This window comes from Nocardia sp. NPDC004123, from assembly GCF_053603795.1.
This window is the reverse complement of sequence record NZ_JBSGGG010000023.1, coordinates 120,951-143,976: the sequence shown is the minus strand read 5'-3', so window position 1 is coordinate 143,976 and position 23,026 is coordinate 120,951. Positions and strand designations below refer to the sequence as shown.

Here is a 23,026-nt window from a genome sequence, read left to right as displayed (position 1 = left end):
ATGACCGATTCCGAACTCCCGCCGATCGGTAAGCGGGTGGTGGTTCGCTACCGCCTGCCCGCGGGCTATCCGCAACCGCTGACGGATGTGATCGGTGAACTCACCGAGACCGATCCACTGACCGTGCGCACCGCCGACGGCCAGGTGGTGTCGATCGCCTGGGATCGGGTGGTGGCCTGGAAACCGCTCGGGCCCAGGCCCATTCGGACCAGCGAGATCCGCGCCCTGGAGGCCGCCGCGGCCGACGGCTGGCCGGGCCTGCGGCGGTCCTGGATCGGTGGCTGGCTGTTGCGCGCCGGGGACGGATACACCAATCGCGCGAATTCCGCGGTACCGCTGGGCGGTACGGACGGACCCGCCCTGATGGACACCGAGACCCTGCATCGGATCGCCGAGTGGTACACCGCGCACGGCCTGCCCGCACAGTTCCAGCTGCCCGACCGGCTGGCCACCGTGCCCGCGGACTGGCGCAGGTGGAACGAAACCCAGGTGCTGGCGGTCGATATCGCGACCATGGCGCTGCCGTCCGGGCCGCCGATGGTGCGCTTCACCGCGGATCCGGACGGGGCCTGGCTGTCCATGCACCGGCATCGCGGCGGGGACGCCGAACTCGGGTCGACCCCGGTGGTGGAGGTACTGACGGCGGTGCGTGACGGTCAGGTCGCCTTCGCCACGCTGGGGTTGCAGTCGCCGCTGGCCATCGGCCGGGTCGCGGTCACCACGGCCCCGGACGGCCGCTGCTGGGCGGGTCTGACCTGCGTCGCCGTGGCGAACGGGCATCGGCGGCACGGGCTGGGCGCGCTGGTGTGCGCGGAGATGATCCGCTGGGGGCATTCGCACGGGGCCACGCACGCGTACGTGCAGGTGTCGGACGAGAATGACGCGGCGCTGGCGCTGTACCAGGAGATGGGGTTCGTCGAACACCACCGCTACCGGTACGCCGCGCCCTGATTGCGTGCCACTCGCTTTCGCAAGACACTAGTTCTGAAAGGTTCACCACTCGTGCGCATCGCTACCTGGAACGTGAATTCGATTCGTACCCGGCAGGATCGGGTGCTGGCGTGGCTGGACCGCGCCGATATCGACGTGCTGGCCATGCAGGAAACCAAGTGCAAGGACGAGCAGTTCCCGTTCGAGGCCTTCGAGGCGGCCGGGTACGAGGTCGCGCACGTCGGCTACAGCCAGTGGAACGGTGTGGCCATCGCCTCCCGGGTCGGGATCGAGGATGTCGCGATCGGCTTCCCGGATCAGCCCGGATTCGACAAGGACGCCGGGGAATCGCTGCTCAGCGCTCCGGTGGTGGAGGCCCGCGCGATCGGCGCGACCTGCGGCGGGGTGCGGGTGTGGAGCCTGTACGTGCCCAATGGCCGCGCGCTGGACGATCCGCACTACACCTACAAGCTGGAATGGCTTGCCGCCCTGCGCAGTGCGGGTAGCAAGTGGCTGTCGGAGGATCCGGACGCGCAGATCGCGCTGGTGGGTGACTGGAATATCGCGCCGACCGATCTGGATGTGTGGTCGCCGGAATTCTTCGAGGGCAAGACGCATGTGTCCGACCGGGAACGCGACGCCTTCGACGCCTTCGGCGAGGTGGGCTTCAGCGACGTGATGCGGCCCTTCCACCCGGGCCCGGGCGTCTACACCTACTGGGATTACACGCAGCTGCGCTTCCCCCGGAAAGAGGGCATGCGCATCGATTTCATCCTCGGCTCCCCCGCCCTGTCGGCCCGGGTCACCGAGGCGAACGTGGACCGCGAGGAGCGAAAGGGCAAGGGCGCCAGCGATCATGCGCCCGTGGTGGCCGAACTCGCCGACTAGACGGACCGGCTCTTGATGGCGTCGCGGGAGATGAAGACGTCGTAGCTGCCCGCGGCCGCGATGACCGCGTTGCCGTAGGCCGAGCGCACGAAAGGCCTTGTGTACCAGGACTGATTCTTCATGTCCTGGAAGAAGTCGGCGTCGCTGCCATTGAGGAAGATCTGATTCTGCTTGGTGGCGATGCCGTCCAGCCGCTGGCCGTAGAGCCGGGTCACCTTGTAGCCGGAGTTGAAGCCGAGCGCGTTCACCCACGGTTCGAGTTCCACGATATTGGCCTGCAGTACCCACAGGTCGCCCTCGACCTGATAGGTCTTGTGCTGGTCGCCGTGGTCCTTGTCGCCGTAGAGGGTCAGCTCCACGTTCATCGTGTGCTCTTGCCCCGCAACGGGTTTGGCCTCGATGTGCGCCGCCTTCACCTCCCCGGTGAGCCCGAGGAAGGTCTGCAGCAGCGTGGTGATCCACAGGATCACGACCGCGACGAGCACCAGCCCGGCCGCACCCGCGCCCCGGCCGGCCAGCGCCCGCCACCCCACCTTGCGCGCTCTGAGAACAGCCGTGACGAGCAATCCGATCGCCGCGATGCCGAGTACCAGCAGCAGCATTTGGATCCAGCCGAAGGTAACCGGGAAGACCATGCCGTAGTTGTACCCGCTGGGGACGACACTTCACGGCGCCGTCACACATCGAATGTGCGTGTCACATCGGCGAGTCGCGCCTCGCCGACACGACACACAGGAACTCGTTCGGGGCCGGGTGGATCGGGGAGTCTGCGGGCCGACCCACCCGGCCGTCGAGCAACTTTCCGCGCACGGTGCACCACCCGGGTTTGATGAAGCGTGGGCACCGCGACAGAGTGATCCGGACCAGGGGTGCGGCGAGATAACCATTCCCGAGCCCCGCCACCGTTCCCCACTCCGGTCACCCGTACCGGACAATAGGGCAATCTGGTGCTGGAGCGGCCCAGATCCACGCCGATGGCACGAATCGAGAGTGCTCGAGGCACGGAAGGTCACAGTTATCCCCAAAGTTGCTACGCGTTCGAATATCTCGTGCAGAATGCCGGTCAACACCCGGCCCCGGCCGGTGGCGGACCTCGGAGGGGCGAGATGAACAATCCGACAGGCTCGAGTGCGCACCAGGTACTCGACGAGATCCTCACGCGCTACGGCAGCCTCGACGCCTTCAGCGCCCACCTACACGCCGTGCTGGACGCACCGACCATCGTGCTTCCCAATCCTGTGGTCGCCAGCGCCGCGGGCGGACGGCACCGACGTCGTGATCCCGCCGATCGGGGACCAGCGAGCCGGGTGGCGTGAAGCAAACCGGCCCCGCACCGGACAGGTGCGGGGCCGGGGGATGCCGGTGGGTCAGAAAGCGGCCTCGTCCAGCTTCATGATGTCGTTGTCGATGTTCTCGACGACCGAGCGCACGCCGCTGATGAGCGGCAGCTTGTTCTTCGCGAACCAGGACGCCACGCCGACCTTGCCGGTGTAGAAGTTCTTGTCCTTGTCGGCCGCACCGGCGTCCAGCGCCGCCTGGGCGATGGCGGCCTGCTCCAGCAGTCGCCAGGAGATGACGAGATCGCCCACGGCGTACAGGAATCGGACCGAACCCAGACCGACCTTGTAGATCTCGTCGATCTGCTGCTGCGCGGCCATCAGGTAGCCGGTGAGGGTGGCCGCCATGGCCTGCACGTCGGCCAGCGCCGCGCCGAGCAGCCCGCGCTCGATCTTGAACTGGTCCGGGCCGCCGTCGATGAACTGCTGCATCAGGCCGGCGACGTGCGCGAGCGCCACGCCCTTGTCGCGAATGATCTTGCGGAAGAAGAAGTCCTGCGCCTGGATGGCGGTGGTGCCCTCGTACAGCGAGTCGATCTTGCAGTCGCGGATGTACTGCTCGATCGGGTAGTCCTGCAGGTAGCCGGAACCACCCAGGGTCTGCAGCGATTCGGTCAGGCTCTCGTACGCCCGGTCCGAACCGCAGCCCTTGACGATCGGCAGCAGCAGGTCGTTGACCTTCTCCGCCAGCTCGGCATCCACCCCGTAATTGGCCTGCGCCACATCGGCGTTCTGGTACGAGGCGCAGTACATGTACAGCCCGCGCAGACCCTCGGCGTACGCCTTCTGGGTGGCCAGCGAACGACGCACGTCCGGGTGGTGGGTGATGGTGACGCGCGGCGCGCCCTTGTCGGCCATCTGGGTCAGATCCGCGCCCTGCACGCGCTGCTTGGCGTACTCCAGAGCGTTCAGGTACCCGGTGGACAGCGCGCCGGTGGCCTTGGTACCCACCATCATTCGCGCATTCTCGATGACCTTGAACATCTGCGCGATGCCATTGTGCTGGTCACCGACCAGGTAGCCGACGGCCGGAATGTCACCGCCGAAGGTGATCTCACAGGTGGGCGAGGACTTGATGCCCATCTTGTGCTCGACGCCGGTGACCAGCGCGCCGTTCTTGGCGCCGAGTTCCATGGTCTCGGTGTCGAACAGGAAACGCGGCACCACGAACAGCGACAAGCCCTTGGTGCCCGGGCCGGCGCCCTCGGGTCGGGCCAGCACCAGGTGGAAGATGTTGTCGGCGGTGTCGCCCACGTCGCCACCGGAGATGAAGCGCTTCACGCCCTCGATGTGCCAGGTGCCGTCGGCCTGCTGGATCGCCTTGGTGCGGCCCATGCCGACATCGGAGCCGGCGTCCGGCTCGGTGAGCACCATGGTGCCGCCCCAGCGGTTCTCCCACGCGTGGGTGGCCCACTTCCGCTGCTGCTCGGTGCCCTCGTCGAAGAGCACCTTGTGCATGAGCGGACCCATGTTGAAGAACGAGGCCGAGTTGTTCGCGGCGACCAGCATTTCCTGGATGCCCCAGATGAGGGCGTTGGGGGCGGGCACGCCGCCCATCTCCTCGGCCATGCCCAGACCGGAGTACCCGGCCTCGTTGACCGCGGCCACGGTCTTCTTCAGCGATTCCGGCACGGTGATGGTGTGCTGGTCCGGAATGAACTCGACCGGGTTGCGATCGGCCTCGACGAACGATTCCGCGATCGGCCCCTCCGCCAGGCGCTTCGCCTCGGCGAGCATCTCCCGCGCGGTGTCGGCGTCCAGGTCGCCGTAGGCGCCCTGGTCCAGCAGTTCCCCGATACCCAGTACTTCGAACAAGTTGAACTCGATGTCTCGTAGGTTCGCCTTGTAATGGGACACGGAAGGGCCTCCTCGGCTGAGTCTGAACTGGTGGAGCGATGTCGAAAGATCTGGTCGAGCATCTCGAAGATCAAGGCGAGGTTGCCGTACGCCTGTCCTGTTACGCAAGCGTAGGTACGCCTCTTTACCCGGAAAGCCCCGTTCGACCGGGAAGAATCCCAAAAAGTTAACCCCGCCGTTATGCGCTGGACCGGGACCCGCGGGCATACAGCCCCTTGGCCTGCTGCGGAGTGACGGTCACGGGATTCGTGGAAACCGCGGCTCGCATGTGCTCCCGAGCAGACGGCCGGCAAATGTGGCATTTGCGGCCCGGGCCGGCCGGGCCGCAGGGAACAACGTCAGGGATTCATTTCGTAGACCCCGGCCAGGGCTTCGACCTGAGCCGATACGCGGTCGAAGCGGGACTGGTCCGAGATCGGGCGGCGGACCAGATCCAGGGCGCGGATCTGCTGGGCCTTGGTGGCGGTCGGCTTGGTGTGCAGGGTCAGGGCGTGCTTGGAGAACTCGCGGACGAACAGGTCGAAGAGCTGGTCGAGCACCGACTCGTCGGCGCCGGCGATCTCGGCCTGCTCGAGGATGAGCTGGGCGTACGGGAGCGTGGTGAACAGCTCGCCGAGGGCGAAGAGGAAGTCGACGTCCTGCTGCTGTGCGGCGGTCGGGGTGGCGGCGGCGAGCAAGGTTTGGAAGGCGAGGGCCTGTTCCAGGAAGACCGCGACATTCGGGATGTGGGCGAACTTCTCGAAGACCGGTCGCCAGTCGGTGAAGCGGATCTTGCCGAGGCCGCTGCTCGGGCCCTGGCGGAACAGGAATTCGTCGTCGGCGGCGTCGCGGCGGGTGGACACGGGAGCGTGTGCGGCCCGGGCGAATTCGCTCTTCAGCGCGGGCACCGCCTTGGCGGCCGGGCCGCTGGCACGACGGCTGGTCCAGCTCAGCGCGCCGGACACCGCGCGCACCGCGCCCTTGGGCGCGACGCCCGCGCCCGGCAGGTAGCGCAGCGCGGCCAGTCCGGCGTCGGCGGGGTGAAACATGAAGTTGGGCATGAACTTCAGCGACAGGGCCATGTTCACGTGGACGGTGCCCTCGAGCCGCGGCAGGCCGAACATGCCGACCATGGCCATCGGGAAGTACATGTCGTTCTCGAAGCCGCGCGCCGCGATGACGTCGGCGAGGTCCTCGTACAGCCGCTGGCCGTGCCGGGTGACCGACATCTTCTCGATGGCGTTGAAAAGCAGGTAGCGCCGGTCGCTCTCATTGGCCGAGCGCAGGTAGTCGATGGCTCGCTCGCTGTAGAGCTTCATGCCGATCAGGCGGGCGTAGCTGTCCGCCAACAGCGATTTCACCTGCGGGAACTCGGTCACCCGGTGCCCGAACAGGATTCGGTTGTACGCGTGGCCGACCGCCTCGAACATGGCGTGCTCACACGCGCCGACCGCACCGAAGCCGAGATTGAACTTGCCGACATTGACCGTGTTCATGGCGGCGTCGAAGGCCGCGCGCCCGGTGTGCAGGATGTCGGATTCGGCGACCGGGTACTGGTCGAGATCGAAAGCGGCGACGTACATCTGGGAGTCGACGACGTTCTTGCGCAGCTTGTAGTTCTTGTGCCGGGAGTCGGCGGCGAAGAACAGATAGCCCGAGTACTCCTCGTCGGTCATCTTCCGCAGGAAGTCCGAGGAGTCGATGATCGGCTTGTCGGCGCGGCGGCCGAAGACCGACACCATGCCCGCGAGATTGCCGTTGCCGATGTAGTGCTTGCTTCCGGTGGCGGTGTAGCCGCCGCCCGGTTTCGGTTCCAGCACCATGTCGGTCGAGTAGATGTCGGCGCCGTGCTCCTGCTCGGAGAGGCCGAAGGCGAAGATCTCGCCGGATTCCAGCAGCGCGGCGGCGCGGGCCTTGGCCTCGGCATTGGCGCTCTGCCAGATCGGGCCGAGGCCGAGGATGGTGACCTGCCACACGTACCAGTACTGCATGCCGTAGAAGCCGAGGATCTTGCTCATCATGGCGATACGCGCGGTGTCCCAGCGCTTGTTCGGGTCGCCGCCGGCCTGCGCGGCCGGGGTCAGGAAGGTCGCGAAGACCCGTTCGCGCTTGATGAAGTCCAGGAAATCCGCGTACCAGACCCGGTCCCGGCTCTCGGCGAGCAGCCGGGTCTTGCCGAAGGTCTCGAAGTAGTCGACGGTGGCGCGCAGCAGTCGCCTGGTCTCGGCGTCGAATTCGGCGAATTCACAGGTCTTCGGATTGAACAGGGTCTGATTCATCGGAATTCGTCTCCTCCGGTCCGGGGGGCGTCCCCGGCTCCTCCGAGTGGTTTCCTTCGTGAATGTAGCATTTTCGTGCACCGCTGTAGGAAACGATCTTGTTACCGGCTCGGACCAGCGGGTCCACACTGCGCGCGCACTGCTATCGTCGGTGCGCATGGGCATCGATTCGGCGATACGACCACGCCAGCGCGCGCGGCATCTGGGTCCCGAACGACGTCGCCCGCAAGTTCTCGACACCGCCCTCGAGATCGCCGTCGCCGACGGCATCGCAGCGGTGACCATCGCCGCCGTGGCCGACCGCATGAAGGTCACCCGCCCGGTCGTCTACGCCTGCTTCGCCGATCGGGTGGAACTCCTCGAGGCGCTCATCCGCCGCGAGGAGGACTACCTGGTGCAGGGCGTCATGGACACGCTGCCGCGCCGCCGGGTCGAAGCCGACGAGGCGGTCTTCGTGGAGGGCTTCCGCGCCCTGCTGCACACGGTGTCCCAGCGGCCCGACACCTGGCGCCTGCTGTACGGCAATCCCGATCCGGCCGTGGCGGATTCGTTCGGCAAGGGCCGGCTGCTGGCCGTGGAGCGCTGCACCCGGCGGCTGCGCCCGACCCTGAAGGCCTGGGGCACCGCGCAGGCCGAACGCAAGCTGCCGGCCCTGGTGGAGCTGTGGGTCTCGGCCGGTGAGGGCGCGGTGCGCACCCTGCTCACCGATCCGGGCGAGTGGACCCCGGACACACTGGGTGAGTTCGTCGGCGCGGCGGTGTATCGGGCCCTGCGCCACGCTTGAGAATCCGGGGTCCTGCCGTTATCCGGTGGCTACGATGGGAAAGGGACCATCGGTCAGCGGGAGGCCGCCATGACGTTCTATCGGCAGGTTGGTTCGGTGCCGCCCAAGCGGCACACGCAGCATCGGGACGAGCGGGGCACGCTCTATTACGAAGAGCTGATGGGCGAAGAGGGCTTCTCCGGTGATTCCTCGCTGCTCTATCACCGGGGATTGCCTCCGGCCATTGTGGATTCGTCGGTGTGGATACTGCCCGAGCAGCGGCTGTACCCGAATCATCCACTGCGGCACCGGCATCTGAAGCTGCACGAACTGTTCCTGGGCGACAAGCCGGCCGACAGCGATGTGGTGACCGGGCGGCGGCTGCTGCTGGGCAATGCCGATGTGCGCATCTCCTACGTGGCGGCGCTGCGGGAATCGGCGCTGTACCGCAATGCCGTCGGCGACGAACTCGTCTACATCGAATCCGGTTCGGGGCGGGTGGAAACCGTCTTCGGGCCGCTGCCGGTGCGGCAGGGGCATCAGGTGCTGCTGCCGCGCGCCACCACGCATCGCTGGATTCCCGACGGCCCCGAACCCTTGCGCGCCTATGTCATCGAGGGCACCGGCCACATCACCCCGCCCAAGCGGTATCTCTCGAAATACGGCCAGTTCCTGGAGAACTCGCCCTACTGCGAGCGGGATCTGCACGGGCCCACAGAGTTGATGCAGGTCGACGGTGAGGACGTGGAGGTGCTGGTCAAGCACCGTCCCGCCGGTGAGATCGTCGGCACCAGCATGGTGTACGCCCACCACCCCTTCGACGTGGTGGGCTGGGACGGCTGTCTGTACCCGTTCACCTTCGATATCGCCGACTTCGAACCGATCACCGGCCGCGTGCATCAGCCGCCGCCGGTGCACCAGGCTTTCGAGGGGCAGAACTTCGTGATCTGCAATTTCGTGCCGCGCAAGGTGGACTACCACCCGCTGTCGATACCGGTCCCCTACTACCACTCGAATGTCGACTCCGACGAGATCCTCTTCTACTGCGGCGGAAACTACGAGGCGCGCAAGGGATCCGGGATCGGGCAGGGTTCGGTGTCGGTGCATCCGGGCGGGTACGCGCACGGGCCGCAGCCGGGGGCCTACGAGCGCAGCATCGGCATCGATTTCTTCGACGAGCTGGCGGTCATGGTGGACACCTTCCACCCGCTGCAGCTGGGTGAGGGCGCGCTGGCGTGCGAGGACGCGCGGTATGCCTGGACCTGGTCTGGGCGAGGGCCGTCCGAGTGGATCTGAGTCCGAGTGGTGCGACGGTGCAGGGGTTGGTGACATGGGATCGGGTGGTGGGGAAATGAGCAGCCGGGTGCGGATCGAGGTGCCCGCGGGTTCCGGATTCGGGCCGGAACACCTGCCGTACTGCGTGTTCCGCCCGCTGGGCGGGGACCCGCGGGTGGGGGCGCGGCTGGGCGATTCGATCATCGATCTGGCGGTGGCGCTGGATGATCCGATGTTCGCGCAGCCCAGCCTGAATGCATTCATGACCCAGGGCCCGCAGTGCTGGCGGGAGGTGCGCGAGCGGGTGGGTGCGGCGGCCGAGGCGGAACTGCCCGCGGCGGCGGTGCATTCGGTGCGGGCGGTGCGGCTGGACCTGCCGGTGGAGATCGGCGACTACGTCGACTTCTACGCCAGCCTCGATCACGCCACCGCCATGGGCCGGATGCTGCGGCCGGCCAGTGAACCGCTGCTGCCGAATTGGCGGCATCTGCCGGTGGGGTATCACGGGCGCGCGGGCACGGTGGTGGTGTCGGGCACGGATGTCGTCCGGCCGCACGGGCAGCGCCGGACCGATTCCGGCACACCGGATTTCGGGCCGAGCCGTCGCCTCGATATCGAGGCCGAACTGGGCTTCGTGGTGGGCGCGGGCTCGCGGCTCGGTACGCCCGTCGGGACCGGCGAGTTCGCCGAGCACGTTTTCGGGGTGGCGCTGGTGAACGACTGGTCGGCCCGGGACATCCAGGCCTGGGAGGGGCAACCGCTGGGCCCATTCCTCGGCAAGTCCTTCGCGACCAGCCTGTCGGCGTTCGTGACTCCGCTCGACGCTTTGGCCGCCGCGCGGATTCCACTGCCGCCGCAGCATCCGGAGCCGCTGCCGTATCTACGGGACGACACGTCCTGGGGACTGGACATCACGCTGACCGTGGAGTGGAACGGCCAGGTGATCTCCACTCCGCCGTTCCGGCGTATGTATTGGTCGGGGCCGCAGATGCTCGCGCATCTGACGGTCAACGGCGCGTCGACCCGCACCGGCGATCTGTTCGCCTCCGGCACCATCTCGGGGGCCGATCGTGGCGAGCGTGGGTCGCTGATGGAAATGAGCTGGGGCGGTACCGAACCGATCGAGTTGAACGGGGTCCAGCGAACCTTTCTGCAGGACGGCGACGAGGTGGTCATCACGGCCACCGCACCCGCCATCGGGGGCGGTCACCTGGAGCTGGGTGAGGTGCGCGGGCGCATCGCGAAGGCCGAGTAATAGCCGCATCGCATTACCATGAACATCATCACTGACCCTACCGACCGGTAGGTCAGGAACGTTACCGTTCCGGACGTCTGAAGACTTCGGAGGGTGGCGCCAATGTTGACCAGTACTGCCCGGTTCGCCATGGCACGCCCGCGCGCGGTCCTGGTGGCCGCGCTCCTGTTGATGCTCGTGTGCGGCGGCTTCGGCGCCACCGTGAAATCCCACATGGTCGGCGGCGGCTATCTGACCGACTCGCTGGAGTCGGTGCGCGCCAATGACTTCATCACGAAGAACTTCCCCGGCGGCAATCCCAACCTCATCGTCATGGTCAGCGGTGCCGGGGGCGTCAACAGCCCGCAGGTGCGCGGCGAGGCGCAGCGCGTCACCGACGAGCTGAGCCAGGACCCGACGGTGACCGGCGTGCAGTCGTATTGGACCAGCCTCGCCGCCCGGCCCGACCTGGCCGCCGCGCTGAAGAGCAAGGACGGGCAGCACGGGCTCATCATGGCCACGGTCACCGGCACCGACACCGAGGTGCAGAACCGGGCCGCCGAGCTGACGAACCAGCTCAATGGGGACAGCGACGGCGTGCAGGTCCGGGTCGGTGGCATGGCCGGTTCCTTCGCCGATATCAATCACCAGGTCGAGAAGGACCTGCTGCTGGCGGAGGCCATCGCGGTGCCGGTATCGGCGCTGCTGCTGGTGCTGGTGTTCGGCAGCGTGGTCGCGGCGCTGCTGCCGGTCGGCGTGGGACTGTTCGCGATCGCCGCGACGCTGGGCATTCTGCGCGGGCTGACCACGGTCATGGATGTCTCCATCTTCGCGCTGAACATGACCAGCGCGCTGGGGCTGGCCCTGGCCATCGACTACAGCCTGTTCATTGTCAGCCGGTATCGCGAGGAGCTGGCCAATGGCCGCGATACCCGGGCGGCCATACTGCGTTCGGTGCAGACCGCGGGCCGCACCGTGGTCTTCTCCGGCTTGACGGTCGCCCTGGCCCTGGCGGCGCTGGCGGTGTTCCCGCAGCCGTTCTTCAAGTCCTTCGCCTACGCCGGTGTCGCGGTCGTGGCCGCGGCCGTGGGCGCGTCGGTGCTGTTGCTGCCCGCCGCGCTGGTGCTGCTCGGCGATCGGAAGCGCGGGGAGGCGGAGCGGAACGCCTGGGATCTGCGGAAACCGGTGCGCCGCCTGCTGGGTCGCGGCGAGCCCACGCCCGAGCCGGTCGAGACCACCTTCTGGTACCGGCTGGTGACCGCGGTCATGCGGCGGGCGCTGCCGGTCGCGGTGATCGCGGCGGCGGTGCTGCTGGCGCTCGGATCCCCGTTCCTGAAGGCACATTTCGGCACCCCGGACGATCGCGTGATCGGCACCTTCGCGTCCAGCCGTCAGGTGGGTGACGCGCTGCGGCAGGACTTCAATGCCGACATGGCCGCCAGCACGGTGATCGTGCTGCCCGGATTCCACGCCGGCGCAGCGGACATCGGCGCGTATGCCAAGAGCCTGTCGGAGGTGCCGGGCGTCGCGGCGGTGCTGTCCAGCGAGGGCGTCTACCTGGCGTCGCCGTCCGCCGAGGGCGTTCCGCCGACCGGCAAACGGGTGGCGGCCGGTCTCCCGCAGATGGCCGGCCCGAACGGGACCTATCTTTCGGTCGGCACGAAGGTCGCGCCCTACTCCGCCGCGGGCAAACAGCAGCTCGCGGCACTGCGGGCGGTCCCGGCTCCCGGCGAGGTTCGGTACGGCGGCGCGGCGGCCCTGAACGAGGACACCATGGACTCGGTCATCAGCCGGATCCCCTTGGCGGCCGCGCTCATCGCCGTCATCACCCTGATCCTGCTGTTCCTGTTCACCGGCAGCGTGGTGCTCCCGGTGAAGGCGCTGCTGCTCAACATGCTGTCGCTGACCGCCACCTTCGGCGCCATGATCTGGGTCTTCGCGCAGGGCCACCTGTCCGGTCTGCTGGGGTTCACCCCGACCGGCAGCATCGACCTGTTCATGCCGATCCTCATGTTCTGCCTGGCCTTCGGCATGTCCATGGACTACGAGGTCTTCCTGCTGTCCCGGATTCGCGAGGAATGGCTGGCCTCGGATCGCGGCCGGGCGGCCAATACCCGCTCGGTGGCTCTCGGGGTGGCCCGCACCGGCCGGATCTTCACCGCCGCAGCGGGTTTGATGGCGGTGGTGCTGCTGGCCGTGGCCACCTCCGAGGTCGCACCCATGAAGTTGTTCGGCATCGGCCTGGCGCTGGCCGTGGTCTCCGACGCCACCATCATTCGCGGCCTGCTGGCCCCGGCCCTCATGCGCCTGATGTCCACCGGCAACTGGTGGGCACCGAAACCGCTTGCGGCGCTGCACAAGCGGATCGGGCTGGAGGAGGAGTCAGCCGCGGCGGTAGCCGAGGGCGACCACACCGGCGGCGAGCAGCACCAGGACGCCGATGACGCCGAGACCGAGGCCCATGCTGTCGGCGAAGGCGACCGGGTGGGCGCCGTCTCCGGCGTGTGAGGCCATCACGGTGCCGATCACGGCGACGCCGCCGGCGGCACCGAATTCCCGTGCGGCGGAGTTCAATCCGGCACCCATCCCGGCGCGATCGACCGGCAGGTTCGCCATGACGCCGTGCGTCAGTACGGGTGCGGCGAACCCCATGCCTACGGACAGCACCACCAGATAGACCGCGTACAGCGGATACGGGGTGCCCGCGTCCGCGGTCGCGACCGCCAGCAGGCCCGCGCCGATGACGGCAAGCCCGCCCGCGGCCGGAATCAGCGGGCCCAGCCGGGCTTCCAGCCGGACCGCGTAGCGGGGCACCAGGATCATGCCGAGGGTGAGCGGCACGATGGCCAGTCCCGCCGCGCCCGCCGAGAAGTCCTTCACGTACTGCAGGTACTGCGAGTTCACGAAGAACAACGCGAACAATCCGAAAAACGTTGTGCCCGTGCCCAGGACGGCCACGCTCAACCGCCGGGACCGGAACACCCGTGGATCGATGAGCGGATGCGGCGAACGCAGCGAATGCCGGACCAGCACCGCGAGCAGCACCGCGCCGAGCCCGAATCCGGCCAGCACTTCCGCAGCGCCCCAGCCGTGTGCCGGGCCCTCGATGATGCCGTACAGCACCGCGGTCGATCCGGCCATGAGCAGCGTCGCCCCGAGTGGATCCTGATCCGCCTCGCGCCGTGGGGTTTTCGGCGTCACCACCGCCGCCACCGCCAGCAAGACCAGACCGGCGGGGACCATCACCCAGAACAGGGCCTGCCACGGCAGATACTGCTGCAGCAATCCACCGCCGATATTGCCCAGTGCGCCACCCAGACCCAGCGACAGGGTCCACGCGGCCAGCGAACTCGCGCGGGTGCGGGCGTCCGGGCACAGCTGCACCACAATCGACAGGGTGGCGGGCATGATGAGCGCCGCGCCCGCACCCGAGACCGCCCGGCCCGCGATCAGCACGGCCGCGTGCGGAGCCAGCGCGCTGGTGAGCGCACCCGCCGCGAACAGTCCGAGCCCGGCCAGCAGCGCGCCCTTGCGCCCGTACCGGTCGCCGAGCGCGCCGGCCGGGATGAGCAGGGCGGCAAAGACGATCACATAGGCGTCGACCGCCCACAGCAGTTCCGACGAACTCGGATGCAGCGGAGACGTGGCGAGCAGGGGAATCGCGAGATTGATGGCGGCCACCATGCTCTGCGCCACCATGACGCAGGCGCACAGGACAAGCAGGACCGCGCGCGGCGGTCCGGCGGCTCGGGAGTCGGCGACCGGAACGGCGGACACGACGGTGGACATGCGAGAACTCCTGGAAATCGGGATAAGGGGAAGCGACGCCACCTCGACGACGTCGCGAAGCGGTGCCGGTACACCTTCCGAGCCGGGCCCTGGCCGGAAATATGTTGCGGTGCAAGGTCATCGGCGAAGACATTCAGAGTTTTCACCCGCGTTCACCGCAACGAATTCAACGGTAGGGCGGGCAGACACATTACTCAAATGCATCTTTATCATGGAATACATGCGCCAGACGCAACACACCGACCTGCGCGGCCTGGACCTGAACCTGCTCGTCGCCTTGGACGCTCTGCTCACCGAGCACAGCGTGACCGGGGCGGCCGAGCGCCTACGGCTGTCCGAGCCGGCGGTCAGCCGTGCACTGGGACGCATCCGGCGGACCATCGGGGATCCAATCCTGGTGCGCGCGGGCCGGGCCATGGTTCCGACCCCGCACGCGCTGGCCATCGAGCCCGAGGTGCGCGAGCTGGTCGAGCGGGTGCAGCGCCTCTTCTCGGCCGCTCACAGCACCGACCTTCGCACCGTCAACCGCGATCTCACCGTGCTGGCCCACTACACCATGGCCGCCGTATTCGGCCCGGCCCTGGTCGAACGCGCCGCCGCCGAGGCCCCCGGCATCACGCTGCGCTTCCTCAATGAGGGCCACACCGACGCGCCCATGCTGCGCGACGGTGTGGCCGATCTCGAGCTGGGCATCATCGGCGACCGCGCACCGGAAATCCAGGTCGCGCCGGTGTTCGAGGACCGCATGGTCGGCGCCGCCCGGCGCGGGCATCCGCTGCTGCGCGGCACCACGATCCGGCTCGAGGACTACGTGCGCGCCCGCCATCTGGCCGCTTCCCGGCGCGGCCGGCGCTCCGGTCCGATCGACGACGCCCTCGCCCGCCACGGCCTGCGCCGGGAGGTGACCGCCTCGGTCGCCGGCATCACCGGCTCGCTGTTCTTCCTCCGCAACAGCGATCTGCTCGGTAACCTCCCCGCCTGCGCCGCCCCCATGGCCGAGCAACTCGGCCTCACCGTGTTCGACCTGCCCATCGAAACCCCGCCGCTGCCATACGCTTTGGCCTGGCATCCCCGCAACGACGCCGACCCCGCCCATGTCTGGCTCCGCGATACCCTGCGCGAGATCATGCTCGCCGCCCGCCCGCGCGACTGAGCGCCCCCACTCAGCGAGCGGCGACCCGGCCCGCGTCGACCACCGCCACGAAGTGGTTCAGATCGGCGACGAGGGTGTCCACGGAATCCGGTGCGCCGCCGTCGTCGTGGTGGTGCAGCCAGTCGGCGACCAGTTCGAACATGCCGCCGATGGTGGCGAGGGCGAGGGCCAGCAGGTGCGGGTCGTCGCGCGGATCGGCCTGCAGCCATTGGTGTTTCAGGAATTCGGCGGACCAGCGGCGGTTGGAGCGGCGCATGGCTTCGACGGTGGGCGAGATGCCGCCGGCTTCGCCGAAGGTGACCTTGGCCAGGCGCGGGTCGTCGGCGATGGCGTGGACGAAGGCGGCCAGGACGGTGGCGCGGCGGGTGGCCCAGTCCGCGTCGGCGGTTTCGACGGCCACCTCTGCCACCCGTTGCTGGATGCCCGTGGTGATCTGTTCCAGCAGGGCGGTGTAGCAGGCCTCCTTGCTGTCGAAGTGGTCGTAGAAGCCCTTGGTGCCGACGTAGGCGTGCTGGCAGATCTGTTCGATGGAGGTGCCCGAATAGCTCTGCCGGGCAAAGAGTTCGGTGGCGGCGGCGAGCAGCTGACGGCGGCGCTGCGCGCTGCGCTCGTCGGCGTCGAGGCCGCGGATGCGACGCCGCACGGGGGTCCGGTCGGTCGGCGCGGCAGATTTGCTGCGGGACATGCCTAGACGATAGCCAAGCTCGTTTCAGAAAGACATCTTGTTGGTAATCGGATGCCGTGCTGTAATCGCTGTCACGTCGATGCGAAGGGAACAGAGACGTGGCAATCACTGGGGATCGCGGGCGTGGGAGGCGGCTGCTCGCGGCCGCGCTCGCGACGGCACTGACGACCGCCTCGGCCGTGCTACTGGGGGGAGTCACCGCGGGAACGGTTGCCGCGCAACCACTCCCGGTGAACGTCGACCCGTTCTATCGAGCGCCCGACGGGTTCGAATCCACCGATCCCGGCACGATCCTGCGCAGCCGCGAGGTGCAGCTGGCGGTGCTCACCGTGCTGCCGGTGCACGTGCGATCGTGGCAACTGCTGTACCGCACCACCGACCTGTTCGGGCAGCCGACGGTCGCGGCCACCACGGTGGCGATTCCGGAGGGGGCCAACACTTCTCACAGTCGGCCGCTGGTCTCGCACCAGTTCTTCTACGACAGCACCTCGCCCGCGTGCGCGCCGTCCTACGTGCTGCAGCAGGGCGGCGGGCTACCCGCGCTGGAGGGCGTGCACTCCACCGTCGAGTACCTGGAGCTCGCGGCCTCCATCAGCCAGGGGTACGCCATCAATGTGCCCGACTACGAGGGACTGAACGGGCATCTCGCGGTCGCCGAGGAGCCCGGGTACCTGATTCTCGACAGCGTGCGCGCCGCCGAGAGCTTCCAGCCGTTGGGCCTGGACGGCGCGAATACGACGGTGGCCCTGTGGGGTTACTCCGGCGGCGGCATGGGCAGCGGCTGGGCGGCGGAGATGCAGCCGCGCTATGCGCCGGAGCTGAACGTCGAGGGCATCGCCCTGGGCGCGCCGGTTTCGGATGTCGAATCCCTGTTGCACGTCAACGGTTCGATGTTCGCCAGCCTCATCGGCGTGGGTATCGCCTCGCTGCGCAATGCGTACCCCAGGTTCGCCGAGACCACCGAGAAGTACCTGACACCCGAGGGCCGCGCGGTCATGGACCGCACCGCGAACCAGTGCCTGGTGCGCAATGTGCTGAACCTGATGTTCACCGACTACCAGCGCATGCTGACCATCCCGATCGCCGACTACCTGGCACTGCCGGAGATCAAGGAGGTCTTCGATTCGACTGTGCTGGGCGGTAATCCGCCGACCGCGCCCACCATGGTCTATCAGGGCGTCTACGACGAGGCCGTGCCGTGGTACACCAACGACCGCATGGTCCAGCGGTGGTGCGACGGGGGTGCTTCCGTCTATTACAAGCGCGATCATCTCAGCGAGCACCTGACCCTGACCACCCTCGGCATGGCCGACGCCTTCAACTGGATCAAGTCCCGCCTCGCCCCGGGCGCGGCCGACCCGTCCGGCTGCCGCACCGACGATGTGATCACCATGCTCGGCAGCCTCGACGCCCTCGCCACCCAGACCGAGATCGAGCTGAACGCCGCGTTCGGCGCACTGGGCTGGCCCATCGGCCCGCAGGAGCGCTGAGACCCGCCTACCCGCTGAACCCCACCCGGCCGAATCCATCCCCCGAGCAGACCGAATCGTATATTCCGCGGTCTCGGAGCGTGCGTGCCGTGCAGCGCGGTATGGTCACTGCGGAAAAGTACGTATGCCAACGGGGGCTCGCACCAGCGGGCTGAGAGGACGGCTAGTGGGCCGTCGACCGTATGAACCTGACCGGGTAATGCCGGCGTAGGGAGGATTCACCCATGTCATCGAGTCGTGTCCCGAGCAACTCCGCGCCCGTCGACACCGTGACAACCGGTCCCATCGAGGGCAGCGTCAAGCACTACGAGCAGGTCGAGGCCGACGGCACGACGCTGCGGGTTCCGGTGCGGCGCATCAATCTCACCAATGGCGAGCACTTCGACGTGTACGACACCTCCGGTCCGTACACCGACGACACCGCCGCCATCGATCTCGAGGCGGGGCTGCCCAAGCTCCGCGACACCTGGGACAAGCCGCAGGTCGACGGCCCGCCGACCCAGCTGGCCTGGGCCCGCCAGGGCATCATCACCAACGAGATGCGCTACATCGCGGCGCGCGAGGGTGTCGCGCCCGAGCTGGTGCGCGACGAGGTGGCCGCCGGTCGCGCGGTGATCCCGGCCAACCACCGCCACCCCGAGTCCGAGCCGATGATCATCGGCAAGAAGTTCGCGGTCAAGATCAATGCGAACATCGGCAATTCGGCGGTGAGCTCCTCCATCGCCGAGGAGGTGGAGAAGATGGTGTGGGCCACCCGCTGGGGCGCCGACACCATCATGGATCTGTCCACCGGCAAGAACATTCACGAGACCCGTGAGTGGATTCTGCGCAACTCCCCCGTCCCGGTCGGCACCGTGCCGATCTACCAGGCGCTGGAGAAGGTGAACGGCGATCCCACCAAGCTCACCTGGGAGATCTACCGCGACACCGTGATCGAGCAGGCCGAGCAGGGCGTCGACTACATGACGGTGCACGCCGGCGTGCTGTTGCGCTACGTGCCGCTGACCGCCAAGCGGGTCACCGGCATCGTGTCGCGCGGCGGTTCCATCATGGCGGCGTGGTGCCTGGCGCATCACCAGGAATCGTTCCTGTACACCAACTTCGCCGAGCTGTGCGAGATCCTGGCCAAGTACGACATCACCTTCTCGCTGGGTGACGGTCTGCGCCCGGGTTCCATCGCGGACGCCAATGACGAGGCCCAGTTCGCCGAGCTGCGCACCCTGGGTGAGCTCACCAAGATCGCGAAATCCTATGGCGTGCAGGTGATGATCGAGGGCCCGGGCCACGTGCCCATGCACAAGATCGTCGAGAACGTGAAGCTGGAGGAGGAGCTCTGCGAGGAGGCCCCCTTCTACACGCTCGGCCCGCTGGCCACCGATATCGCGCCGGCCTACGACCACATCACCTCGGCCATCGGCGCGGCCATCATCGCGCAGGCGGGCACCGCCATGCTCTGCTACGTGACGCCCAAGGAGCACCTGGGTCTGCCCAACCGGGACGACGTGAAGGTCGGCGTGATCACCTACAAGATCGCCGCCCACTCCGCCGACCTGGCCAAGCAGCACCCGCGCGCCCAGGACCGCGACAACGCACTGTCCAAGGCGCGCTTCGAGTTCCGCTGGACCGACCAGTTCAACCTCTCGCTGGACCCCGACACCGCCCGCGAGTACCACGACGAGACCCTCCCGGCCGAGCCGGCCAAGACCGCGCACTTCTGCTCCATGTGCGGTCCGAAGTTCTGCTCCATGCGCATCTCGCAGGACGTGCGCGACTACGCCGAGAAGCAGGGCCTCACCGATATCGCCGCCATCGAAGCGGGCATGGCGGAGAAGTCCGCCGAGTTCGCCTCCACCGGTAACCAGGTGTACCTGCCGGTCGTGTCCTAGGACCGCATCCGGTAGGCGAATCCGATTCGGGGCGGGCGGCTTTCGAGCTGCTCGCCCCGAATCGTGTTCCGGCCCGGCCTCGTCGCCTCAGGCCCGGCTCGAAATCTGCTGGACGGCCCAGCTGTTGCCGTCCGGATCGTCGAAGAAGATGAATCCGCTGTTGTCCAGCGGGTCGCCCGCGGACGGCGGCCCCGGCAGCACCTGGATGTCGCTGACCTCGACTCCGCGCTCGACCAGTTCAGCGTGGGCACGCTTCAGATCGGGCACCACCAGCTGCAGCCCTTTGAGATATCCCGGCTCCATCTTCGGCACCACGCCCTCGCCGATGACGATCGAACAGCCCGACCCCGGCGGCGTGAGCTGACAGATCCGCGTGCCCTCCGCGGGCCGGACGTCGTGGTCTACATGAAACCCGAGCTTGGTGCTGTAGAAGTCCTTGGCGCGGTCCACGTCCGACACGGGGACGATGACCACTTCGAGTGTCCAGTTCATGACAGTTCCTTCCGATTCGAGTGCTCTTGCGGAAGTCGGAGCCGAGCCGCGGAATTCATCATGGTTCGGGAACGAATGCCGGCACGCCCGCCGCGAACGCTACCGTTCACTGGTCACGACGCTGCCAGCGTTGGGCGAATTCGCCCGGCACCGGTGGCGGGCCGGGCAGGTCGCCGGTGACGGTGAGGCCGTCGATCAGCAGGGCCAGGACCCGGCGGCGCAGCTGGGCGATGCGTTCGGGATCGGGCAGTGCAATCGTCGCGCAGGCTTCGAGGATCAGGCCGAAGTCGGCGACGGTGACCCCGCGACGCAGCCGCCCCGATTCCCGGGCCCGGCGCAGGATTTCGTCATTGAGTTCGGCCGAGCGCCGGACGTCCGGGAGAATCGATTCGTCCGGGGTGAAGGTGCCGGCCAGATGCACGGTCAGCGAGTGCACATCGGCGTCGACCACGCGGTGCAGGAAGTCGACCAGCGCCGCCCAGCCGTCGGAATTCTCCAGGGCCGCTTCGACTTCCGCGTTGTAGCGGCGCAGTCCGTCGTAGCAGAGGGTGCGCAGCAGCTCCTCCTTGCTCGGATAGCGGCGGTACAGCGCGCTGATGCCCACCCCCGCGCGCTCGGCGACGGCCGAGATCGGCGCCTTGGGTTCGGCCAGGAACACGTCGCGGGCGGCGGCCAGGATGAGTTCGTCATTGCGCGCGGCCTGCGCCTTACGGCCGGGTAGGGCGCGCTGAGCTGCGGGTTCGGCTGTCTTCGACATGAATCCGAGCCTACCACTTGAACGGAATGATCCGTTCCGTTACTGTTTGAACAGAACGAAGCATTCCGTTCCACTTAGGAGAGAATGATGAACGCCATCCGCCCCTTCCGCATCGACGTCCCCCAGGCCCAGCTGGACGACCTGGCCGAGCGGCTGCGCAAGGCGCTGTGGCCGAACGAGCTGCCTAGCGTGGGCGACGCGTACGGCGTCAGCGGTGACCGCGTCCGCGGCCTCGCCGAGTACTGGCTGAAGGAATTCGATTGGCGGGCACTGGAAGCCGAGCTCAACGCCTATCCGCAGTTCACCACCGAGATCGACGGCGAGGACATCCACTTCCTGCACATCCGGTCCTCCCGCGCGGATGCCACCCCGGTCATCCTGACCCACGGCTGGCCCGGTTCCGTCCTGGAATACCTCGACGTCATCGAGCCGCTCACCGAGCCCGAGTCCGCGGACGATCCCGCCTTCCACCTGGTGATCCCGTCCCTGCCGGGCTACGGCTGGTCCGGCCCGACCCGGTCCACCGGCTGGAACCGGTGGCGCACCGCCCGGGCCTGGGCGGAGCTGATGGAGCGGCTGGGCTATGCACGCTACGGCGCCATCGGCAATGACGCGGGTTCCATGATCTCCCCCGAAATCGGCCGGATCGCGCCCGATCGCGTGGTGGGAGTCCATGTGACGCAGCTGTTCTCGTTCCCCTCCGGCGATCCGGCGGAAATGGCCGACCTGTCCGCCGAGGACCAGGCGGGGCTGGCCCATCTGAAGTGGTTCTACGACAACAAGATGGCCTTCAATACCCTGCAGAGCCAGCAGCCGCAGACCCTGGCCTTCGCGCTCGCGGATTCACCGGTGGGTCTGCTGGGCTGGAATTCCCAGCTGTTCCCGGAGAGCGCCGACCCGGACTTCGTGATCGGCAATGTCGCCCTCTACTGGCTGACCGGCACCGCCGCCTCGTCGATCCGCTTCTACTACGAGGACGCCCACGCCTCCGAGGTGCCGCAGGGCCCCACCACCACCCCGACCGGACTGGCCATGTTCAAGGGCGACTTCCAGTCCATCCGCCGCTTCGCCGAGCGGGATCACAAGAACATCGTGAGCTGGCACGCCTACGACGTGAACTCGGGCTCGACCAGCGCCAATGATGCGGCGGGACACTACGCCGCGCACGAGGCGACCGACGTGCTGGTGGCGGATATTCGCGAATTCTTCGCCGGGCTGCGCTGATTCGCCTGGTTCCGCTCGAGGGCCGGCCCGGTTCATCCCACGGGCCGGCCTGGATCCTCCCGCATGTTCGCGAGACGCGCGGCGATGGTTCCCGGAGGCTCTCGCTGATGTACTGAATTCATCATCGCAACAACGAATTACACGAGGTGAGAGCCATGAAGGTCGCCATTTTCGGAGCCACCGGAACCGTCGGTCGCCACGTCGTCGCCCGTGCCCTCGCGGCCGGGCATCAGGTCACCGCACTGACCCGCGATCCCGCCAACCTGACCGCCGCACCCCACGAGCGGCTGCGCGTCGAGGTCGGCGATGTGCTGGACCCGGCCGCGGTGGAGCGCACCGTGATCGGGCAGGACGCGGTGATCGTCACCCTCGGCGCGGGCCGCAAGGGCGTGGTGCGCGCCGAGGGCACCAGCCACATCATCGAGGCCATGGCTCGGACCGGGGTGAAGCGGCTGATCTGCCAGTCCTCGCTGGGTGTCGGCGACAGCCGCGGCAATCTGAACTTCGTCTGGAAGTACGTCATGTTCGGCATGCTGCTGCGGCAGGCCTACGCCGATCACGTGCGGCAGGAAGAGTACGTGCTGGCCAGCGATCTGGACTGGACCATCGTGCGGCCCAGCGCCTTCACCGACGGACCGGCCACCGGGAACTACCGCCGGGATTTCCCGGCCACGGAAACCGGTCTGTCGCTGAAGATCTCACGCGCCGACATCGCCGATTTCCTCGTCGCACAGCTCACCGACGGCACCTACGTCCGTCGCGCCCCGGGCATCTCGAACTGACCCGCGGTGCCGCCGATCAGAAGCCGAAAACCTCCGCCATGGAGATGGATTCGTCGTCCCAGCGGCTTTCTATGGCCGTGCGCTCGGCATCCGGGAGGTACGGATCCCATCCGGCCCTGCGCCAGAAGGCTTCTCGATGCTCATCGCTGAGGGGATGCGGCGTGCTCATGGCGGATTCCCTGGATCGTGACGACCGTCACATCGATTCTAACGACGAGGTAGATCA

At 67.7% G+C, this 23,026-nt stretch carries 19 protein-coding genes, 1 pseudogene and 1 riboswitch; of the genes and pseudogenes, 12 read left to right on the top strand and 8 right to left on the bottom strand.

Annotation, left to right across the window (positions count from 1 at the left end):
* Together ACWEQQ_RS30925 and ACWEQQ_RS30920 are read left to right on the top strand one after the other, a co-directional pair.
* Window positions 1–951: an N-acetylglutamate synthase, CG3035 family gene (locus ACWEQQ_RS30925; RefSeq protein ID WP_452341656.1), complete on the top strand. Its 951-nt coding sequence runs from the start codon at window positions 1–3 to the stop codon at window positions 949–951.
* A gap of 51 nt (window positions 952–1,002) precedes the next feature.
* The gene (locus ACWEQQ_RS30920) at window positions 1,003–1,818 is read left to right on the top strand and encodes an exodeoxyribonuclease III (protein WP_452341655.1); all 816 of its coding nucleotides are present in this window, start codon (window positions 1,003–1,005) and stop codon (window positions 1,816–1,818) included.
* Here the strand turns inward: ACWEQQ_RS30920 and ACWEQQ_RS30915 are convergent.
* A complete protein-coding gene (locus ACWEQQ_RS30915; RefSeq protein WP_452350717.1) occupies window positions 1,815–2,453 on the bottom strand; it encodes a hypothetical protein in 639 nt (212 codons plus the stop codon). The two genes, ACWEQQ_RS30920 and ACWEQQ_RS30915, sit on opposite strands and share 4 nt — an antisense overlap.
* A 471-nt stretch (window positions 2,454–2,924) precedes the next feature.
* On the opposite strand from ACWEQQ_RS30915, the gene ACWEQQ_RS30910 reads away from it, so the two are divergent.
* On the top strand, window positions 2,925–3,134 hold the full coding sequence (locus tag ACWEQQ_RS30910; RefSeq protein WP_452350716.1) for a hypothetical protein: 210 nt from the start codon (window positions 2,925–2,927) through the stop codon (window positions 3,132–3,134).
* A gap of 51 nt (window positions 3,135–3,185) precedes the next feature.
* Here ACWEQQ_RS30910 and ACWEQQ_RS30905 read toward each other — a convergent pair whose 3' ends face one another.
* Window positions 3,186–5,012 carry an acyl-CoA dehydrogenase gene (locus tag ACWEQQ_RS30905; RefSeq protein ID WP_452341652.1) on the bottom strand — a complete coding sequence of 609 codons (1,827 nt, stop codon included), beginning with the start codon at window positions 5,010–5,012 and terminating at the stop codon, window positions 3,186–3,188.
* Window positions 5,013–5,350: 338 nt separating this feature from the next.
* Window positions 5,351–7,270, bottom strand: a complete 1,920-nt coding sequence (locus tag ACWEQQ_RS30900; protein ID WP_452350715.1) for an acyl-CoA dehydrogenase family protein — start codon at window positions 7,268–7,270, stop codon at window positions 5,351–5,353.
* A 157-nt stretch (window positions 7,271–7,427) separates the two neighbouring features.
* Here ACWEQQ_RS30900 and ACWEQQ_RS30895 point away from each other — a divergent pair, with 157 nt between their 5' ends.
* The 4 genes from ACWEQQ_RS30895 (at window position 7,428) to ACWEQQ_RS30880 (ending at window position 13,050) form a co-directional block, all read left to right on the top strand.
* Window positions 7,428–8,054 (top strand): TetR/AcrR family transcriptional regulator, encoded by a 627-nt coding sequence (locus ACWEQQ_RS30895; protein ID WP_354843547.1) that lies wholly within the window; start codon window positions 7,428–7,430, stop codon window positions 8,052–8,054.
* A 69-nt stretch (window positions 8,055–8,123) separates the two neighbouring features.
* Window positions 8,124–9,329, top strand: coding sequence for a homogentisate 1,2-dioxygenase (locus tag ACWEQQ_RS30890; RefSeq protein WP_452350714.1), 1,206 nt, complete (start codon window positions 8,124–8,126; stop codon window positions 9,327–9,329).
* 55 nt (window positions 9,330–9,384) lie between these two features.
* A complete protein-coding gene (gene fahA / locus ACWEQQ_RS30885; RefSeq protein ID WP_452350713.1) occupies window positions 9,385–10,563 on the top strand; it encodes a fumarylacetoacetase in 1,179 nt (392 codons plus the stop codon).
* A 102-nt stretch (window positions 10,564–10,665) separates the two neighbouring features.
* Window positions 10,666–13,050: an MMPL family transporter gene (locus ACWEQQ_RS30880; protein ID WP_452350712.1), complete on the top strand. Its 2,385-nt coding sequence runs from the start codon at window positions 10,666–10,668 to the stop codon at window positions 13,048–13,050.
* A 39-nt stretch (window positions 13,051–13,089) separates the two neighbouring features.
* Here ACWEQQ_RS30880 and ACWEQQ_RS30875 read toward each other — a convergent pair.
* A pseudogene (locus ACWEQQ_RS30875) lies at window positions 13,090–14,331 on the bottom strand (MFS transporter); the annotation flags it as partial.
* A gap of 220 nt (window positions 14,332–14,551) precedes the next feature.
* On the opposite strand from ACWEQQ_RS30875, the gene ACWEQQ_RS30870 reads away from it, so the two are divergent.
* Entirely contained in the window at window positions 14,552–15,484 is a 933-nt protein-coding gene (locus ACWEQQ_RS30870; protein WP_452350711.1) for a LysR family transcriptional regulator, read from the top strand.
* Window positions 15,485–15,494: 10 nt separating this feature from the next.
* Here the strand turns inward: ACWEQQ_RS30870 and ACWEQQ_RS30865 are convergent, their stop codons facing one another.
* Window positions 15,495–16,169, bottom strand: a complete 675-nt coding sequence (locus ACWEQQ_RS30865) for a TetR/AcrR family transcriptional regulator (protein WP_452341646.1) — start codon at window positions 16,167–16,169, stop codon at window positions 15,495–15,497.
* A 98-nt stretch (window positions 16,170–16,267) separates the two neighbouring features.
* Between ACWEQQ_RS30865 and ACWEQQ_RS30860 the strand changes: the two genes are divergently transcribed.
* Window positions 16,268–17,659 carry a lipase family protein gene (locus ACWEQQ_RS30860; RefSeq protein WP_452350710.1) on the top strand — a complete coding sequence of 464 codons (1,392 nt, stop codon included), beginning with the start codon at window positions 16,268–16,270 and terminating at the stop codon, window positions 17,657–17,659.
* A gap of 120 nt (window positions 17,660–17,779) precedes the next feature.
* Window positions 17,780–17,890, top strand: a riboswitch (TPP riboswitch).
* Window positions 17,884–19,545: a phosphomethylpyrimidine synthase ThiC gene (gene thiC / locus ACWEQQ_RS30855; protein ID WP_452350709.1), complete on the top strand. Its 1,662-nt coding sequence runs from the start codon at window positions 17,884–17,886 to the stop codon at window positions 19,543–19,545. (Overlaps the previous riboswitch by 7 nt.)
* Before the next feature lie 87 nt (window positions 19,546–19,632).
* Here thiC and ACWEQQ_RS30850 read toward each other — a convergent pair whose 3' ends face one another.
* Both ACWEQQ_RS30850 and ACWEQQ_RS30845 read right to left on the bottom strand, forming a co-directional pair.
* Window positions 19,633–20,037: a VOC family protein gene (locus tag ACWEQQ_RS30850; protein ID WP_354843524.1), complete on the bottom strand. Its 405-nt coding sequence runs from the start codon at window positions 20,035–20,037 to the stop codon at window positions 19,633–19,635.
* 106 nt (window positions 20,038–20,143) lie between these two features.
* A complete protein-coding gene (locus ACWEQQ_RS30845; RefSeq protein ID WP_452350708.1) occupies window positions 20,144–20,794 on the bottom strand; it encodes a TetR/AcrR family transcriptional regulator in 651 nt (216 codons plus the stop codon).
* Window positions 20,795–20,881: 87 nt separating this feature from the next.
* Between ACWEQQ_RS30845 and ACWEQQ_RS30840 the strand changes: the two genes are divergently transcribed.
* Window positions 20,882–22,018, top strand: a complete 1,137-nt coding sequence (locus ACWEQQ_RS30840) for an epoxide hydrolase family protein (RefSeq protein WP_452350707.1) — start codon at window positions 20,882–20,884, stop codon at window positions 22,016–22,018.
* Between the two features lie 155 nt (window positions 22,019–22,173).
* Window positions 22,174–22,800: an NAD(P)-dependent oxidoreductase gene (locus ACWEQQ_RS30835; RefSeq protein ID WP_452350706.1), complete on the top strand. Its 627-nt coding sequence runs from the start codon at window positions 22,174–22,176 to the stop codon at window positions 22,798–22,800.
* A 16-nt stretch (window positions 22,801–22,816) separates the two neighbouring features.
* Here ACWEQQ_RS30835 and ACWEQQ_RS30830 read toward each other — a convergent pair whose 3' ends face one another.
* The gene (locus tag ACWEQQ_RS30830; RefSeq protein WP_452341640.1) at window positions 22,817–22,969 is read right to left on the bottom strand and encodes a hypothetical protein; all 153 of its coding nucleotides are present in this window, start codon (window positions 22,967–22,969) and stop codon (window positions 22,817–22,819) included.
* Window positions 22,970–23,026: the final 57 nt, after the last annotated feature.